The sequence below is a fragment of the Paraburkholderia bryophila genome (assembly GCF_003269035.1).
GTDB lineage: Bacteria > Pseudomonadota > Gammaproteobacteria > Burkholderiales > Burkholderiaceae > Paraburkholderia > Paraburkholderia bryophila.
This window is the reverse complement of sequence record NZ_QLTK01000004.1, coordinates 62,810-78,838: the sequence shown is the minus strand read 5'-3', so window position 1 is coordinate 78,838 and position 16,029 is coordinate 62,810. Positions and strand designations below refer to the sequence as shown.

The following is a 16,029-nucleotide window of genomic DNA, read 5'->3' as shown; positions in this document are numbered from 1 at the left end:
GCTGTAGCTCAAGAGAGATTAAACATCATGAAAAATCTGTTCCGTCCGTTAATCGTGATCTTCGCGGTGCTGACCGCCGTCACCGGACTCGCTTATCCCGCCGTGATGACCGCGGTCGGCCAGGCGGCTTTCCACGAGCAGGCCAACGGCAGCCTGATCGAGCAGAACGGCAAGGTGGTCGGCTCGAAGCTGATCGGTCAGCAGTTCGACGCGCCGCAGTACTTCTGGGGCCGTCTGTCGGCCACCAGCCCGATGCCGTATAGCGCGACGGGTTCGAGCGGCTCGAATCTCGGTCCGACCAACCCGGCGTTGCTCGACGAAGTCAAAGGCCGCATCGACGCGCTGAAGGCCGCGGGCACCGATATGTCGAAGCCGGTGCCGGTCGATCTGGTGACCTCGTCGGGTAGCGGTCTCGATCCGGAGATCAGCCCGGCCGCCGCCGCTTATCAGATTCAACGTGTCGCGAATGCGCGCAAGCTGGCGGTCAACGACGTGCAGGCGCTGGTCGACCGCTTTACGAGCGGCCGTCAGTTCGGCGTGCTCGGCGAGCCGCGCGTGAACGTGCTGCAATTGAATCTGGCGCTGGACGAGATGAAGCACGGTTGATCGACCACGCGTAGTGCTTCGCGAAGGCGGCGTCCGCACGACGCCGCCTTTGCCTTTTCGACGAAGCCCCGCGCCCCCGATTTGCGGGCCGGCCGCCGGCGTGCCACCATGCACCCACCGCCGCTCGTCCAACTATGAAAATCATTGAGCATGAACCGCCCCGATCCTGATGAATTGCTCGACAAACTGCAACGCGACGAAGAGAAGCGTCAGCGTGGCCGGCTGAAGATTTTCTTCGGCGCGTCGGCGGGTGTGGGCAAGACCTACGCGATGTTGCAGGCCGCGCGGCGCCGTTATGACGAAGGCGCGGACGTGGTGGTCGGCATCGCCGAAACGCATGGCCGCAGCGAAACCGCGGCGCTGCTCGACGGGCTCGACGTGCTGCCGCTGCAGCAGATCGAGTATCGCGGCCGCAAGCTCGGCGAGTTCGATCTCGACGCCGCGCTCGCGCGCAAGCCGGCCCTGATCCTCGTCGACGAACTCGCGCATTCGAACGTGCAGGGCGCACGGCATCTGAAGCGCTGGCAGGACGTCTACGAACTGCTCGACGCGGGTATCGACGTCTACACCACGGTCAACGTACAGCACCTCGAAAGTCTGAACGACGTGGTCGGCCAGATCACCGGGATTCGCGTGTGGGAGACGGTGCCGGATCGCGTGTTCGACCGCGCCGACGAAGTCACGCTGGTGGACTTGCCGGCCGAGGAACTGCTCGACCGCATGCGCGACGGCAAGGTGTATTTGCCGCAACAGGCCGAGCGCGCGGTGCGCAATTTCTTCCGCAAGGGCAACCTGATCGCGCTGCGTGAATTGGCGCTGCGCCGGACCGCCGATCGCGTGGATGCGCAAATGCGCGAGTATCGTGCCGACCGATCGATCCAGCGTATCTGGCAGGCGCGCGAGCGTCTGCTGGTGTGCGTCGGCCCAGGCCCCGAAGCGCCGATGCTGGTGCGCGCGGCGGCGCGCCTTGCCGCCAGCCTGAAGGCCGACTGGCTCGCCGTGTATGTGGAGACGCCCGCGCTGCAACGCCTGCCCGACGCGCGCCGCGAACGCACGCTCAATGCGCTGAAGCTGGCCGCCGAACTCGGCGCGGAAACCGCGACGCTCGCGGGCGCCGATGCGGTGGCCGCGCTGGTCGGCTATGCGCAGGCCCGCAACGTGTCGAAGCTGGTGGCGGGCGCGTCGGCGCGCACGGGCCTGAAGCGCTGGCTGCGCCGTCCGCTCGGCGAGCGTCTGGCCGAACAGACCGGCGAACTCGATCTCACGCTGATTCGCGCTTCGTCCGAACGCGATGGCGGCGAACATCGGCATTTGCTGAACACCACGGCGAACGCGTGGCGCGACGCGTTGAGCGCCGCGCGCGAACGCCGTTCGCCGCCGCGTGCGTACGGCATTGCGCTGGCGATCTGCACGGCCATCACGCTGCTGTCGAGTCAACTGATCGATCACATCGATCTGACCAATCTGGTCATGCTGTATCTGCTCGGCGTGATCTTTACCGCGGTGAAACTCGGGCGCGGCCCCGGCGTGGTGCTGTCGTTCCTGAGCGTGGCCGCGTTCGATTTCTTCTTCGTGCCGCCGCGCATGTCGCTGTCGGTGTCGGACACGCAGTATCTGCTGACCTTCTTCGGCATGCTGCTGACCTCGCTCGTGATCAGCCATCTGACTTCGAGCCTGCGCCGCGAGGCGAGCGTCGCGCGGCGTCGCGAGCAACGCACCGGCGCGATGTACGCGATGGCGCGCGAACTGGCCGCGGCGCTCACCACCGAGCAGATCGTCGAGATCGGCAGCCGCCACGTCAGCGAGGTGTTCGGCGCGCGCGTGGCGATGTTGTTGCCGGATAGCGCCGATCAGGTGAAGCAGAAGATCGAGGACCCGGACGCCGCCGTCACGCTCGAAGGGGACTTGCTCGATATCGACGTCGGTCAGTGGGTCTACGATCAGCAGAAGCCGGCCGGCCACGGCACCGACACGCTGCCGGCCGCCGCCGCGCTGTATCTGCCGCTAAAGGCGCCGATGCGCACGCGCGGCGTGCTCGCGGTCGTGATGCGCGACGAAGGCGAACTCGACGTGCCCGAGCAGCAGCGCATGCTCGACGCGTTTGCCGCGCAAATCGCGCTCGCGCTGGAGCGGGTGCATTACGTCGACATTGCGCGCGACGCGCTCGTCAACATGGAATCGGAACGCCTGCGCAACTCGCTGCTGTCCGCGATCTCGCACGATCTGCGCACGCCGTTGACGACCATCGTCGGGTTTTCGTCGATGCTGGCGCAAGCGCGTGAAGCCCATGCGCAAGCCCAACCCGGCGACGATCTCGTCGAGGCGATTCACGAAGAAGCCTTGCGCATGACCGGCATCGTCACGAATCTGCTCGACATGGCGCGGCTGCAGGCGGGCAGTCTGCAACTCAATCAGCAGTGGACGCTGCTCGAGGAAACCGTGGGCGCTGCGTTGCGTGCGTGCAAACGCGTGCTGGCGAAACATCCGGTGCAGGTCAAGCTGCCGGCCGATTTGCCGCTGCTGCATCTCGATGCGGTGCTGATGGAGCGGCTCTTCTCGAACCTGTTCGAGAACGCGGCCAAATACACCGCGCCGGATACGCCGCTGACCATCGGCGCGCAGCGGCTCGACGCGGACGGCAAGTCGTTCGTGCGCGTTTGCGTCGACGATAGCGGCCCGGGGCTGCCCGCCGGCATGGAAGCGCGCGTGTTCGAGAAATTCACGCGCGGCGAGAAGGAGTCGGCCAAGCCCGGCATCGGTCTCGGCCTTGCGATCTGCCGCGCGATCGTCGAAGCGCATGGCGGTACAATCGGCGCGCTCAACCGGGTGGCGGCGGACGGCCGCGTCGAAGGCGCGCGCTTCTGGTTCACGCTGCCGGTGGAAACGCCGCCCGACGCGCCGGACGTGCTGGAAGACGAAGAGCTGGATGCGCCTGCGCATGGCGAACTCGCCGGTCACGCCGACGATTCATCACTTAACCCCCCGCTGGCCAAGCCTACCCATGAGTGACCCGAGCATCACCGTCGTTCTGATCGAAGACGAAAAACAGATTCGCCGCTTCGTGCGCACGGCGCTGGAAGGCGAGGGCATCGTCGTGCACGACGCCGAAACCGGCAAGCAGGGCCTGGTCGAAGCGGCCACCCGCAAACCCGATCTGGTGATCGTCGATCTCGGCCTGCCCGACACCGACGGCCTCGACGTGATCCGCGAATTGCGCGGCTGGAGCGAGCTGCCGGTGATCGTGCTGTCGGCGCGCACCCAGGAAAGCGAGAAGGTCGCCGCGCTCGATGCCGGCGCGGACGACTACCTCACCAAGCCGTTCGGCGTGTCGGAACTGCTGGCGCGGATTCGCGCGCATATGCGGCGGCGCAACCACGGCGGCGCGAATGAATCGCCGCAGGTGCGCTTCGGCGCGGTGATGGTGGATCTGGCCTTGCGCCAGGTGACCCGCGACGGCGCCGCGATCCATCTGACGCCGATCGAATACCGGCTGCTCGCGACGCTGGTGCGCCACGCCGGCCGCGTGCTGACGCACCGGCAACTGCTGCGCGATGTGTGGGGGCCGTCGCATGTCGAGAGCCATCACTATCTGCGCATCTACATGGCGCATCTGCGCGGCAAGCTGGAACGCGATCCGGCGCAGCCGGAGCATATCGTCACGGAAACCGGTGTCGGCTACCGGCTGGTCGGCGCGGTTTGAAGGCTCGCCGACGATGTCGCGAGCCGCGCGCGCAGCCGCCACCGGCGCCCTGGGAGCGGCGTGCGGGCTATTTTGATATAATTACAGGTCGTAAGGACGACCTTACGCATCCGCGACAAACGGGGACGGCCCCATCTGACCATGGAGTTGTCTCATGTCCTGGTTTCTTCTGCTGATTGCCGGTTTGCTCGAAGTGGCATGGGCCGCCGGTCTCAAGACCTCCGAAGGTTTCACCCGCCTGTGGCCGTCCGTGTTCACGATCGTGACGGCGCTCGGCAGCTTCGTGCTGCTCGCCATGGCAATGCGCCAGTTGCCCCTGGGCACCGCTTACGCCGTGTGGACGGGGATCGGCGCGGTCGGCGCGTTCATCTTCGGCATCGTCATGATGGGCGAAGCATTGACGGCGGCGCGGGTGGCCAGCGCGGCATTGATCGTGATCGGGCTGATCGGCTTGAAGCTGTCGTCGGGGCATTGAGTTGCCGCGCCCCGCGCGCCCTGTCGCGAAAACCTTACAATTCGCCTCGAAAAGCCCGAAAAGCGCGTCAATTTGCCGCCACCTGGCCCGTTAGAATTCGCCAATTGTTCTCGTCTCTGCGTTCTGCGAATTAACGTGGCTATAATGAGATTGAATCCAACCTGACTTTGCCCGCGGCCTGCCTGGCGCGGCCGGCTTGGCGCGGGTCTGACGACTTCGGTGCGGTGGCTCCGCCTGCTTTTACCGTCGAAGCGCCCGGCACGCACAGCGCGCCCGGAGGCGGCCATGCTTGAATCACTTTCGCTCGCTGCGGGCCTCTCATGGGGCAGCGGTCTGCGCCTCTATCTGACGGTCCTGCTGGCCGGCGTATTCGCCCGTCTCGGCCTGATCCATCTCCCCGATACCTTGTCCGCGCTGTCGTCGCCGTGGGTAATCGGTGTGGCCGGCGTGCTGACCGTCACCGAATTCCTCGCCGACAAGATCCCCGCGTTCGATTCCCTGTGGGACGCGATCCACACCTTTATCCGCATTCCGGCCGGCGCCGTGCTGGCCGCCGGTGCGCTCGGCCATGCCGATCCGGCGCTGCTGACGGTCGCCGCGCTCGCGGGCGGCACGCTGGCGGGCACCGCGCATCTGGCCAAAGCCGGTACGCGCGCACTGATCAATCTGTCGCCGGAACCGGTGTCGAACGTGGTGACGTCCACCGCGGAAGACGGTCTCGTGGTCGGCGGCATGCTGCTCGCGCTGTTCGTGCCGGTGGCGTTTCTTGTCCTGATGGTTGGCTTCCTGATGCTCGCCGGCTGGGCGTTGCCGCGGCTGTGGCGCGGCGTGCAGGGCGGCTTTCGCGGGATGGCGACGCATATGGTGTCGCGCTTTGCCAGGAGCAGGCACGATTGAGCGAAACGTTACGGGGTTCGACGACGCGCGCAGCCGCCGTGAAAGCGCGTGGACTGAGCGGCATGGAAGTGGTGCGTCAGGCGTTTCGCATGACCGCGCGCGACTGGCGCGCGGGCGAATTGACCATGCTGTTACTGGCGTTGGTGCTGGCCGTCGCGGCGTTGTCGAGCGTCGGCATTCTGGCCGACCGGCTACATCAGGGGCTCGAGCGCGACGCGCGGCGCATGATCGCCGCCGACTTCATCGTGCGGGCCGATCATCCGGTCGATCCGCAATTCAGTCAGCAAGCCAAAGCGCTTGGACTGGACACCGCCACCACGGCGATCTTCCCCAGCATGGTCAATTCGACCGGCGCGCAGCCGGTCTCGCGGCTCGCTGCCGTCAAGGCGGTGTCGGCCGGTTATCCGCTGCGCGGCGAATTGCGGATCGCGCCGGCGCCCGGCGCGCCGGACCATCCCACGCGGGCGATTCCGGCGCCCGGCACCGTGTGGGTCGATCAGGCGCTGCTCGACGCGCTGAAGCTGCACGTCGGCGATAAGGTCAAGGTGGGCAGCCGCGACTTCACGATCGGCGCAGTGATTACGCGCGAACTCGATCGCGGCTTCGCGTTCGTCAATTTTTCGCCGCGCCTGATGTTGCGTGCCGACGACGTGCCCTCGACCGGTCTGATCGCCTACGGCAGCCGCGTGACGTACCGGCTGCTGGTGGCGGGCGCGGATGCGTCGGTGGCGAATTTTGCGCAGTTCGCGCATCAGCGGGTGGACGGCGGCAAGATGCGCGGCGTCGCGCTCGAATCGCTGCAGGACGGCCAGCCGCAAGTGCGCCAGACACTCGATCGCGCGAGTCATTTCCTCACGCTGGTGTCGCTGCTCACGGCGCTGTTGGCCGCCGTGGCGATCGCCATGGCGGCGCACCGCTACATGCGCCGTCATCTGGACGGCTGCGCGTCGATGCGTTGTCTCGGTGTCAGTCAGTCGACGCTGCGCGCGCTGTTCATTCTGGAGTTCACCGGGCTGGGTCTCGTGGGCGGCGTGGCCGGTGTGGTGCTCGGTTATCTCGGTCATCTGGCGTTGCTGACGTGGCTCGGCACGCTGATCGACGTGGTGCTGCCGTATCCGTCGATCTGGCCGATGCTCGAAGGCATCGCCGCCGGTCTCGTGCTGTTGCTCGGCTTCGCGTTGCCGCCGCTGCTGCCGCTCACGCGCGTGCCGCCGGTGCGCGTGCTGCGCCGCGAATGGGGCGAAGCGGGCCGCACGGCATGGGCCGCCTACGCGCTCGGCATCGTGCTGTTCGCCGCGTTGCTGATCGTCGCGGCGGGCGAATTGAAACTGGGCGGCATCGTCGCGGGTGGTTTCGCGGGCGGCATGCTGGTGTTCGCGTGTCTCGCGCGGGGCGCGCTGTGGGGCGCCGCGCGGCTCGTGCGTAGCGAGCGGGTCAATGCGGGAATCGGCTGGCGCTATGCGCTGGCGTCGCTGGAGCGGCGCAGCGGCGCGAGCGCGCTGCAGATCACCGCGCTCGGTATCGGCCTGATGTGTCTGTTGCTGATCGCGATGACGCGCAACGACCTCGTGGCCGGTTGGCGCAAATCGACGCCGCCCGACGCGCCGAACGAATTCATCATCGACATTCAGCCCGATCAGCGCGACGTCGTCACGCAGTATCTGGGCGCGCACGGCGTGACCGACGCGGAGTTGTCGCCGATGGTGCGCGGCCGGCTGATCGCGATCAACGGCAAGCCGGTCAATCCGGATTCGTTCAAGGGCGACGACGCCAGGCGTCTCGTGGACCGCGAATTCAATCTGTCGTACACGTCCGAGCTGCCCGACGACAACGTGCTGGCCGCCGGCAAATGGTATGGCGCCGCGACGACGCCGCAGATTTCGATCGAGCAGGGGCTCGCCAAACTGATCGACGTCAAACCCGGCGATACGCTGCGCTTCGACGTGACCGGCATGCAGGTCGAGGCGCCGGTAACGAGCGTGCGCAAGCTCGATTGGGGGTCGTTCAAGGTCAACTTTTTCGTGCTGATGCCGCCGGCCGCGTTGCGGGATTTCCCCGCGACGTTCATCACGAGCTTCCATTTGCCGCAGGACAGGCACGCGACGATCGACGGCCTGATCGCCGCCTATCCGAACCTCACCGCGATCGACACCGGCCCGATCCTCGCGCAGGTGCAGCGTGTGCTGGAGCAGGTGATCGGCGCGGTGCAGTTCCTGTTCGCGTTCACGCTCGCGGCAGGCGTGCTGGTGCTGTACGCGGCGCTGGCCGGCACGCGCGACGAGCGTATGCGAGAATCCGCGCTGCTGCGCGCGCTGGGGGCCTCGCATCGGCAGGTGCGCGCGGTGCAGATCGCCGAGTTCGTCGCGGTGGGCGCGCTGGCCGGATTGATGGCGGCGATCGGCGCGCAGATCATCGGCTATGTGCTGGCGACGCGCGTGTTCGAGTTCTATCTGAGCTTCGATCCCTGGGTGCTGCCGGCGGGCATCGCGGCGGGTATCGCGTGCGCCGGTCTCGGCGGCTGGTTGAGCTTGCGGCATGTGCTGGCGCGGCCTGCGCTGCAATCGCTGCGCGACGCGTGATTTTTTCTTTCTGTTTGACGAGTGGGTATGAGCGATCTTGACGACGAAGTGTCGGCGGCGCAGCCGACGGCCTTCGAGCTGGTGGGCGGCGAAACGCGCGTGCGCGAACTGGTGGACCGGTTTTACGACCTGATGGATCTGGAGGTGGACTTCGCCGGTATTCGGGCGTTGCATCCGGCGTCGCTCGATGGCTCGCGCGACAAGTTTTTCTGGTTTCTGTGCGGCTGGATGGGCGGGCCGGATCACTACATCAGTCGCTTTGGGCATCCGCGCTTGCGGGCGCGGCATTTGCCGTTCGCGATCGCGTCGAGCGAGCGCGACCAGTGGCTCAGGTGTATGGCGTGGGCGATGCAGGACATCGGACTGGACGAGCCGTTGCGCGAGCGCCTGCTGGGTTCGTTCTTCGAAACCGCCGACTGGATGCGCAACCGCAATGGTTGAAGGGGCCGGCGCGGCACCGGGTACGGCGGCGGGCGCGGACTATGCGTCGCTCGCGCCCGAAGCGCGCGCCGTGCTCGACTGCTGGTTCGGCGCGCCGGGTACGCCGGGGTTCGGCCACGCGCATAAGCGCTGGTTCTCCCGCAACGAAGCTTTCGACACGCTGTTGCGCGAACGCTTCGGCGCGTTGATCGACGCGGCGCGCGAAGCACGGCTCGACGACTGGGCACGAACGCCGCTCGGTGCGCTGGCGTTGATCGTCGTGCTGGATCAGTTTTCGCGCAACTGTCATCGCAACACGCCGCGCGCGTTCGCCGCGGACCACCAGGCTTTGCAGATCGCGCAGCAGATGGTCGCAAGCGGCGCCGACCTTTTATTGCCAGGCGCGCATCATCGTGCGTTCGCGTATCTGCCGTTCGAACACGATGAAACGCTCGCCAGCCAGCACGAATCGCTGCGCCTGTTCACTCGCCTGAAGGCGGAGCCGCAGGGCAGATCGTATTACCGCTCCGCCCTGCGGCACGCGGAAATCATCGAGCGGTTCGGACGCTTTCCCCATCGCAATGCGTTGCTGGGGCGTGAGTCGACGGCGGAAGAACTCGCGTTTCTGCGCCAACCGGGGTCGTCGTTCTAGGCGGGTGGCGCGGCCCGCTCGAGGACAAGAACGGACACGCTCACGCGTCCGGCAGCAGCGTGCGGTTCTAGTCGCCGCCCCCATTTACATCCGCAGTCGGCGTACGCACGAACACCCGCAGCAACTCATCCGTGTCGCCTGGCCGCGCGCCTGACCAGAACAGGCGCCAGTCGTCGCCTTCCGGCGCTTTGGCGTTGTCACGGCGGCTTTGCATGATCAGCCACGTGCACGCGGTCGAGCGGGTATCGGCCGTCGGCTGATGCTCGATGCCGGTGTAGTAGTACAGCATCGGCGCTTCGGATTCACCGAGCGCGCTGCTCGCCATGCAGTCGCCGTCGTTCCACTCGATATTCATCTTCGCGCCGAGGTCTTCGAACACCGCGCGATAGCTCTTGCCATAGTCGAGCCAGGGCAACAGCAGCGTGCTCACCAGCCCCCACGCCAGAATCGCGCCGGCGCACCAGCTCAGCACGCCGCGCCATTTGCCGGTGAACTTGAAAACCGGCAGCAGCCACAGCCAGCCGAGCGTCATGGCCAGCGCGGCGGCGATCAGGCCGGGTTTGACCGGCAGCACCCAATCGAGCGGCAGCCAGCGGCCGAGCCGGTGCAGCGACGCATGCGTGTTGGCCGGGCTGGTCATGATCGACCAGATGATCCACGCGAGCGCCGCCGTGCTGCCGAACAGCACGCGGCTCGTCATGTCCCAGACGATATGCAGACGGCGCGGCAGCCGTTCCACGCCCTGCATGGCCAGCAGCGCGAGCGGGGCGATGAACGGCAGGATGTACAGCTCGCGGATCGTCGCCGAGCTTTGCAGCACCACGAAACCCGTGCACGCGAAGATCGCCGGCAGCGCCACGCGCGGATCGCGCCAGCGCCGCCATGCGCCGCCGACGAGCGCGACCAGCGCGAGCGGCGCCACCGGAAAGCCTACGCTCAACACGGTGCGCAACACGAACAGCCGGCTCTCGCTTTCGGAGCCGAGTTGCGCCACCGAAAAACCGAAAAAGCGGCCGACATTGTTATCCCACAGCCACACCATGAAGAGCGGCTCGGAGCGCAGGTAGAAGCAGATCGGCCAGATCAGCGCGAACGGTGCGCAGACCAGCGCGGCCACGCCGAGCGCGCCGGCGAAGTTGCGGCTGCGGCAGGCCGGATACAGCACCAGCACCGCGAAGGTGGTCGCGCCGAAGACCAGCGGCACGAACAGCCCCTTGGCCAGCAGCGACACGCCGACGCCCGCGCCGAACAGGGCTGCGGCACGGCGCACGGTGTCGCGCCGGCGACGCACGTCGACCGGCAACAGGCGCGCCTCGTCGCGCAAATGCACCAGCACCAGTTCGAACAGGCCGCAGAAGCCGAGCGCGGCGCCGGCCATCAACGCGACGTCGGTCATCATGTCGTGTACGTGCTTGACGACCACCAGCGTGCTGGCGAACAACGCGAGCGTGCCAATCACACGCAGATCGAACCAGCTCGCCGCGTTCACCGCGCGCCGCGCGACGCGCGCGGTGTAGTAGACGGTCACCGCGGCGAATAGCGCGCTCGCCAGACGCGCCGCGTCGTGCAAGGGCAGGTAGCGGCCGAACATCCACGCCAGTCCGGCGGCGACCCAGTCGTAGATCGGCGGTTTTTCGACGAAGGGTTGACCGGCGTTGGTCGGCACCACCAGATCGCCGGTGTCGAGCATGTGCTGGATGATGCCGAAGGTGTAGGTCTCGTCCTGCTTCCACGGCTCATGACCGAGAATGCCGGGCAGAATCCACGCGCACAGGATGGCCAGCGCGACGATCCAGCGCAACGGACGCGCCTTCGCGAGCGCGCGCCAGCGCCGCGCGCCGCGATCGGCAGGGCGCGGCGGCGCGGCGGGCGGCGCCGGTTGGCTGGGGGCACCCGCATCGGCAAAGAGGCCGTTGGGCGTGCCAGTGCTCGTGCCTGCGCTTGTGCTTGCGCCTTTGCCCGCCGTTGCATGCGCTCCGGCGCCGCTTTCGGCAAACTGTGCCGAGCCGGCCCGCACGTTTTCCTGAACGCCGCCGGCTGGACCGGACGACGCGGCTGCCGCGAGCGCGACAGCCGCCGTGCCCAACGGCGCGGATGGGTTTTCTTGCATGAAGATCTCTAATCGCCGTAGGCGGCAACATAGGCCGCTTACTGATGTTTATTGCCAGAGGTCGCGGGCGCTTGCATGCCGTGCGACTCGCAGCGATTGTAGTCCGAGTTTATTACTGTCAATTACAGGAAATGCGCGAATCGGCGCGGCAATTTCACGCTTGACCGGGATTCCTCGTCAAACCAGTAGGAATCTGTAAGGAAGGGGGGAAAGAGAGGCGCGAGAAACGGCTGGCGCGGAATGAAAACGCGGCGCTGAAAGTCGCGAGATGCGGTGGGCGGGAAACAGGCGGGAAGCAGGAATGGCGGTCTGAAGGACACGAGCCGCGCTGAGCGACCATTAAAAACAGGAAGGGGCAGCCGCTCCTCGCAGCCGGCGCGAGGAGCAACGACGCTCAGCGACCGCCGGCAACGTCGAGCAGTGCGCCCGTCACGTACGACGCAGCGTCGCTCAGCAGCCAGACGATGGATTGCGCCACTTCGTCGGCACTGCCGGGACGCCCCAACGGCGTGGCCGCGCCGAGCTGGGCGGCGCGCTCCGGCTTACCGCCGCTCGCGTGGATTTCAGTATCGATCAGGCCAGGGCGCACCGCGTTCACGCGTACGCCTTGCGGGCCGAGCTCCTTGGCGAGACCTAGCGTCAGCGTGTCGACCGCGCCTTTCGACCCCGCGTAGTCGACGTATTCGTTCGGCGAACCCAGCCGCGCCGCCGCCGACGACACGTTGACGATCACCCCGCCTGCACCGCCGCGAGCCGTCGACATGCGGCGCGCCGCTTCGCGCGCACACAGGTACGCGCCGAGCACGTTGACGTCGAACATGCGCTTCAGGCGCGCGAGGTCCATGTCGGCAAGCTGGCTCGACGGCGCGACAATTCCGGCGTTGTTGACGAGCGCGTCGATGCGGCCGTAGGCCTGCTGCAGCGTGTCGAACAGGGCGATCACGTCGGTTTCGCTGGCGACGTCGCCGGCAATCGGCAAGGCGTGGCCCCCGGCGCGTTCGACCTCGGCAGCGGTGGCTTCAGCCGCCGCACGGTTGTTCGCGTAGTTCACACCGACGGACCAGCCGAGCGCGCCCAGTAACCGCGCGGTCGCACGGCCGATACCGCGGCTGCCGCCTGTGATCAGAACCGTTTTCGTCATGGGAGTCCCGTTGGCGGGGTGCGCAGCGCGCCCCGCTTCGAACTTCAAACTTCGAGATTCAGACCGCGTCGCGGTTGATCGCCCACTTGTCGCTGATGGGCGGTTGATAGCGTTGCAGCTTGCCGATCAGTTCGACCGGTTCGGCATCCACCTGCAGGATGTCGAAGTAGGTCTGACGCATGAAGCCTTCTTCCACCGTGTGCTGCAGCAGGCTGATCAACGGATCGTAGAAGCTGTCGATATTCAGCAGCGCCACCGGCTTCTGGTGATAGCCGAGCTGCGCCCACGTGTACACCTCGAAAAACTCTTCGAGCGTGCCCGCGCCGCCCGGCATCGCGACGAACGCGTCGGACAGATCGGCCATCATCTTCTTGCGATGGTGCATGTCGGGCACCACGTGCAATTCGGTCAGCCCGTCATGGCCGACTTCCTTGTTGACCAGCAACTCGGGAATCACACCGATCGCGCGGCCGCCTTCGGCCATGACCGTGTCGGCGATCACGCCCATCAGGCCGACCTTGCCGCCGCCATAGACCAGCGCGAGATCGGCTTGCACCAGTGCCCGGCCGAACGCGCGCGCCGCGTCCGCGTACAGCGGTTTGGCTCCGTTCGCGGAGCCGCAATACACACACACCGACTTCATGCTCAAACGTCCTTCGGTTCGTTGCGGGGCGCGGCGCCTTCCTTCGGTGGCAGGTAGTCGTAAAACTCGCGCTTGGGCAGCTTGCCCGACACGAGGTCGTCGAAAATCTGCCGCGAGCGGCCGCGCAGATAAGGTGCCATCAGCGACACGATCTGCACGCTCACCTGATGCAGCTCCGCGCGCATCGCTTCCTGCTCGTTGTATTTGCGCGGGTTCATCACGAACTGGTACGACAGCCAGTAGGTGCCGATCACGCCGACGTTCGTGGCGATCACGTTCAGCTCTTCCGGCGTGACGACCATTTCGCCGTCGGCGACGAGTTGCTCGCAGAACTGGCTGGCAAAACGCACCTTGTGACTGATGATCTGCTTGAAGTGTGTTTCGAGCGTACGATTGCGCGCCAGCAGGTCGTTCAGATCACGATACAGAAAACGGTAGCGCCATGTGAAATCGACCATGTACTGCAGGTACGACCACATTTCGTCGATGGTGGCGCGATGGTCGTCGGGGAAACGCAGACGCTTTTCGATCTCCTGCTCGAACTGGCTGAAGATGCTGTTGATGATGTCGTCTTTGTTGCGGAAGTGGTAGTACAGGTTGCCTGGACTGATTTCCATTTCCTCGGCGATCGTCGTCGTCGTGACGTTCGGCTCGCCGATTTCGTTGAACAGCTTCAACGAGAGTTCGAGAATCCGTTCGCGCGTGCGGCGGGGAGGTTTGGCTTCCATGTCGTCCGGCCCTGGTTTCGCCGGGCTGGGCGCTTGGGCGGCATGCCGCTGCTGCGTGATCCACCCGGACGCGGTTGGTATATTGAGTGCCCTCAAACCTGCCGTGTGCGGCAGATCCCTGTGGGGCAAGAAAACCTGGGGGCGGCCCAGCGTTTTCTTGTGGGACTGTCGGACGATTATAAACCGACCGTTCTTATACCAAGCAGATACTCAGGGTTTTCATTCTTTCGGACGCCTTGCGCCAGCGCTTTCGCTGTATTTTTCGCCTGTTTTCACGGTGTTTTGCACGCTATGCGCGCAAAGTTGCCATCACCACGCGCGGATCCAATGCACGACGAGCGGCCCCACGATCAGCCCCCACGTCATCACGCACATGCCGAGCGCGACCATCACCGCCGCGCTGCCGAGGTCCTTCGCGCGACGCGACAGTTCATGACGTTCCAGCGAGATGCGATCGATCGCGGCTTCCACGCTCGAGTTCAGCAACTCGACGATCAGCACCAGCAGCACCGAGCCGAGCAGCAGCACGCGCGACACGGGTTCGACCGGCACCAGCACACCGCACGGAATCAGGATCGCCGCGAGCGTCAATTCCTGACGGAACGCGCTTTCTTCGCGGATCGCGACGCGAAACCCGGCGAGCGAGTTTTTCATCGCGTGCCACGCGCGGGTAAGGCCGCGATTGCCTTTGTACGGATTGAAGGGCAGCGGCGCGAGCGGATCGTCGGGGCTGAGCGGTTCGTGCGCGGTGTCGCTGGTGTCGCTGATATCGCTGGCGTCACGCGTGTGCGCGTCGTTGGTGTGCGCGTGGTTTGCCCCCGCATGGGTCGCACCGTGAGCGCCGTTCACGCCGTTCAATCCCGGCGCGCGCTCCGCATGATCCGGCGTGCCGGGTTCGCTCACGTCGTCGAACGGTTCGATGTTCGTCGCCTCGCTCGCGCCGTCGATAGCGCGTAGCGCGCGGGGGGTGGCGCGCGCCGCGGTGGATTGTCTGATTGGCATGGACAGCTCGGCGCGCCGCGTCAGGCGGCAGCGCTTTCCTCTCGGTACGACGTGCGCGGCAGCGGCTTCAGATGGGCGGCGAACTGTTCCGAGGCCGCGGTCCACGAGAAGCGCTCTGCCCACGCACGTGCATGGTTACGATCGATCTTCAGGGCTTCGAGGCAGGCCTCGCGCAGGTCTTCGTGCATCGCGCCCGCGCCGCCGTCGCCGAGCACGTCGATCGGACCGGTGACGGGATACGCCGCGACCGGCGTGCCGCAGGCAAGCGCTTCGAGCAGCACCAGCCCGAAGGTGTCGGTGCGGCTCGGGAACACGAAGACGTCGGCGGCAGCATACACCTTGGCCAGTTCGGCCTGCGTCAGCACGCCCAGATAATTCGCCTGCGGATAGCGCGACTTCAGTTCGGCGAGCGCGGGACCTTCACCGGCGACCCATTTCGAGCCGGGCAGGTCGAGCTTCAGAAACGCCTCGACGTTTTTCTCGACGGCGACGCGGCCCACGTACAGAAAAATCGGCCGCGCGCTGTTGAGCACCTTGGAGTCCATCTGGTGAAAGATGTCCAGATCGACGCCACGAGTCCACAGCACGACATTCGTGAAGCCGAATTTTTCGAGGTCGGTCTTGACCACCGGCGTCGGCGCCATCACCGCCAGCGAGGGTTTATGGAACCAGTGCAGGAACTTGTAGGTGAGGCCGATCGGAATGCCGAAGCGCGCCTGCACGTACTCCGGAAAACGCGTGTGATACGCGGTCGTGAAGGGCAGCTTGTGCTTGATCGCGTAATTGCGCGCGGCCATGCCGAGGGGGCCTTCAGTGGCAATGTGCAGCGCGTCGGGCGCGAACCCGTCGATCCGTTCGTGCAGCTTGCGGCGCGGCAGCAGCGACAGGCGGATCTCGGGGTAAGTCGGGCAGGGGATCGTCTTGAATTCGAGCGGCGTCAGCAGGTCGACGTTGTGGCCGAGTGCGGTGAGTTCGCGGGTGGTGTTTTTCAGCGTGCGCACGACGCCATTGACCTGCGGTTCCCATGCGTCGGTGACGATCATGATCTTCATCGGTGTTGGCCCTATGAAAGTTAA

Annotated in this window: 14 protein-coding genes; 8 read left to right on the top strand and 6 right to left on the bottom strand. The window is 66.0% G+C overall.

Going from position 1 to position 16,029, the window contains the following annotated elements:
• The first annotated feature begins 27 nt into the window (after positions 1–27).
• From kdpC to BX591_RS09030, 8 genes are all read left to right on the top strand, one after another.
• Positions 28–606, top strand: coding sequence for a potassium-transporting ATPase subunit KdpC (gene kdpC, locus BX591_RS09065; protein WP_111930433.1), 579 nt, complete (start codon positions 28–30; stop codon positions 604–606).
• Positions 607–756: 150 nt separating this feature from the next.
• Positions 757–3,615 carry a DUF4118 domain-containing protein gene (locus BX591_RS09060; RefSeq protein ID WP_111930431.1) on the top strand — a complete coding sequence of 953 codons (2,859 nt, stop codon included), beginning with the start codon at positions 757–759 and terminating at the stop codon, positions 3,613–3,615.
• Positions 3,608–4,306, top strand: coding sequence for a two-component system response regulator KdpE (kdpE, locus tag BX591_RS09055; protein ID WP_111930429.1), 699 nt, complete (start codon positions 3,608–3,610; stop codon positions 4,304–4,306). The genes BX591_RS09060 and kdpE overlap by 8 nt, the downstream gene beginning before the upstream one ends.
• A 154-nt stretch (positions 4,307–4,460) precedes the next feature.
• A complete protein-coding gene (gene sugE, locus BX591_RS09050; RefSeq protein ID WP_111930427.1) occupies positions 4,461–4,781 on the top strand; it encodes a quaternary ammonium compound efflux SMR transporter SugE in 321 nt (106 codons plus the stop codon).
• 285 nt (positions 4,782–5,066) lie between these two features.
• Positions 5,067–5,678 (top strand): DUF4126 domain-containing protein, encoded by a 612-nt coding sequence (locus BX591_RS09045; RefSeq protein ID WP_111930425.1) that lies wholly within the window; start codon positions 5,067–5,069, stop codon positions 5,676–5,678.
• Positions 5,675–8,257: an ABC transporter permease gene (locus BX591_RS09040; protein ID WP_420849356.1), complete on the top strand. Its 2,583-nt coding sequence runs from the start codon at positions 5,675–5,677 to the stop codon at positions 8,255–8,257. The genes BX591_RS09045 and BX591_RS09040 overlap by 4 nt, the downstream gene beginning before the upstream one ends.
• 27 nt (positions 8,258–8,284) lie before the next feature.
• Positions 8,285–8,698 carry a group II truncated hemoglobin gene (locus BX591_RS09035; RefSeq protein ID WP_111930423.1) on the top strand — a complete coding sequence of 138 codons (414 nt, stop codon included), beginning with the start codon at positions 8,285–8,287 and terminating at the stop codon, positions 8,696–8,698.
• The gene (locus BX591_RS09030; protein WP_111930421.1) at positions 8,691–9,329 is read left to right on the top strand and encodes a DUF924 family protein; all 639 of its coding nucleotides are present in this window, start codon (positions 8,691–8,693) and stop codon (positions 9,327–9,329) included. Before BX591_RS09035 ends, BX591_RS09030 begins: the two co-directional genes overlap by 8 nt.
• Before the next feature lie 67 nt (positions 9,330–9,396).
• On the opposite strand, the gene BX591_RS09025 is transcribed toward BX591_RS09030, so the two are convergent.
• From BX591_RS09025 to BX591_RS09000, 6 genes are all read right to left on the bottom strand, one after another.
• A complete protein-coding gene (locus BX591_RS09025; RefSeq protein ID WP_111930419.1) occupies positions 9,397–11,439 on the bottom strand; it encodes an ArnT family glycosyltransferase in 2,043 nt (680 codons plus the stop codon).
• Between the two features lie 394 nt (positions 11,440–11,833).
• Positions 11,834–12,580 (bottom strand): SDR family oxidoreductase, encoded by a 747-nt coding sequence (locus BX591_RS09020; protein WP_111930417.1) that lies wholly within the window; start codon positions 12,578–12,580, stop codon positions 11,834–11,836.
• A 58-nt stretch (positions 12,581–12,638) separates the two neighbouring features.
• On the bottom strand, positions 12,639–13,223 hold the full coding sequence (locus BX591_RS09015) for an LOG family protein (RefSeq protein ID WP_111930415.1): 585 nt from the start codon (positions 13,221–13,223) through the stop codon (positions 12,639–12,641).
• Positions 13,224–13,225: 2 nt separating this feature from the next.
• Positions 13,226–13,951: a TetR/AcrR family transcriptional regulator gene (locus BX591_RS09010; RefSeq protein ID WP_105511601.1), complete on the bottom strand. Its 726-nt coding sequence runs from the start codon at positions 13,949–13,951 to the stop codon at positions 13,226–13,228.
• 309 nt (positions 13,952–14,260) lie between these two features.
• Positions 14,261–14,953, bottom strand: coding sequence for a diacylglycerol kinase (locus BX591_RS09005; protein ID WP_111930413.1), 693 nt, complete (start codon positions 14,951–14,953; stop codon positions 14,261–14,263).
• Between the two features lie 20 nt (positions 14,954–14,973).
• Complete coding sequence (locus tag BX591_RS09000; protein WP_111930411.1) at positions 14,974–16,005, bottom strand: glycosyltransferase family 4 protein; 1,032 nt, start codon at positions 16,003–16,005, stop codon at positions 14,974–14,976.
• Between the last annotated feature and the right edge of the window lie 24 nt (positions 16,006–16,029).

What these genes read in the sequence shown, in the direction of transcription:
- BX591_RS09035 (WP_111930423.1), top strand. Translation starts at nt 8,285, where the DNA reads ATGAGCGATCTTGACGACGAAGTGTCGGCGGCGCAGCCGACGGCCTTC.
- BX591_RS09030 (WP_111930421.1), top strand. Translation starts at nt 8,691, where the DNA reads ATGGTTGAAGGGGCCGGCGCGGCACCGGGTACGGCGGCGGGCGCGGAC.
- BX591_RS09000 (WP_111930411.1), bottom strand. Translation starts at nt 16,005, where the DNA reads ATGAAGATCATGATCGTCACCGACGCATGGGAACCGCAGGTCAATGGC.
- BX591_RS09060 (WP_111930431.1), top strand. Translation starts at nt 757, where the DNA reads ATGAACCGCCCCGATCCTGATGAATTGCTCGACAAACTGCAACGCGAC.
- BX591_RS09045 (WP_111930425.1), top strand. Translation starts at nt 5,067, where the DNA reads ATGCTTGAATCACTTTCGCTCGCTGCGGGCCTCTCATGGGGCAGCGGT.
- BX591_RS09010 (WP_105511601.1), bottom strand. Translation starts at nt 13,951, where the DNA reads ATGGAAGCCAAACCTCCCCGCCGCACGCGCGAACGGATTCTCGAACTC.
- BX591_RS09015 (WP_111930415.1), bottom strand. Translation starts at nt 13,223, where the DNA reads ATGAAGTCGGTGTGTGTGTATTGCGGCTCCGCGAACGGAGCCAAACCG.
- sugE (WP_111930427.1), top strand. Translation starts at nt 4,461, where the DNA reads ATGTCCTGGTTTCTTCTGCTGATTGCCGGTTTGCTCGAAGTGGCATGG.
- BX591_RS09005 (WP_111930413.1), bottom strand. Translation starts at nt 14,953, where the DNA reads ATGCCAATCAGACAATCCACCGCGGCGCGCGCCACCCCCCGCGCGCTA.
- kdpC (WP_111930433.1), top strand. Translation starts at nt 28, where the DNA reads ATGAAAAATCTGTTCCGTCCGTTAATCGTGATCTTCGCGGTGCTGACC.
- BX591_RS09025 (WP_111930419.1), bottom strand. Translation starts at nt 11,439, where the DNA reads ATGCAAGAAAACCCATCCGCGCCGTTGGGCACGGCGGCTGTCGCGCTC.
- BX591_RS09020 (WP_111930417.1), bottom strand. Translation starts at nt 12,580, where the DNA reads ATGACGAAAACGGTTCTGATCACAGGCGGCAGCCGCGGTATCGGCCGT.
- kdpE (WP_111930429.1), top strand. Translation starts at nt 3,608, where the DNA reads ATGAGTGACCCGAGCATCACCGTCGTTCTGATCGAAGACGAAAAACAG.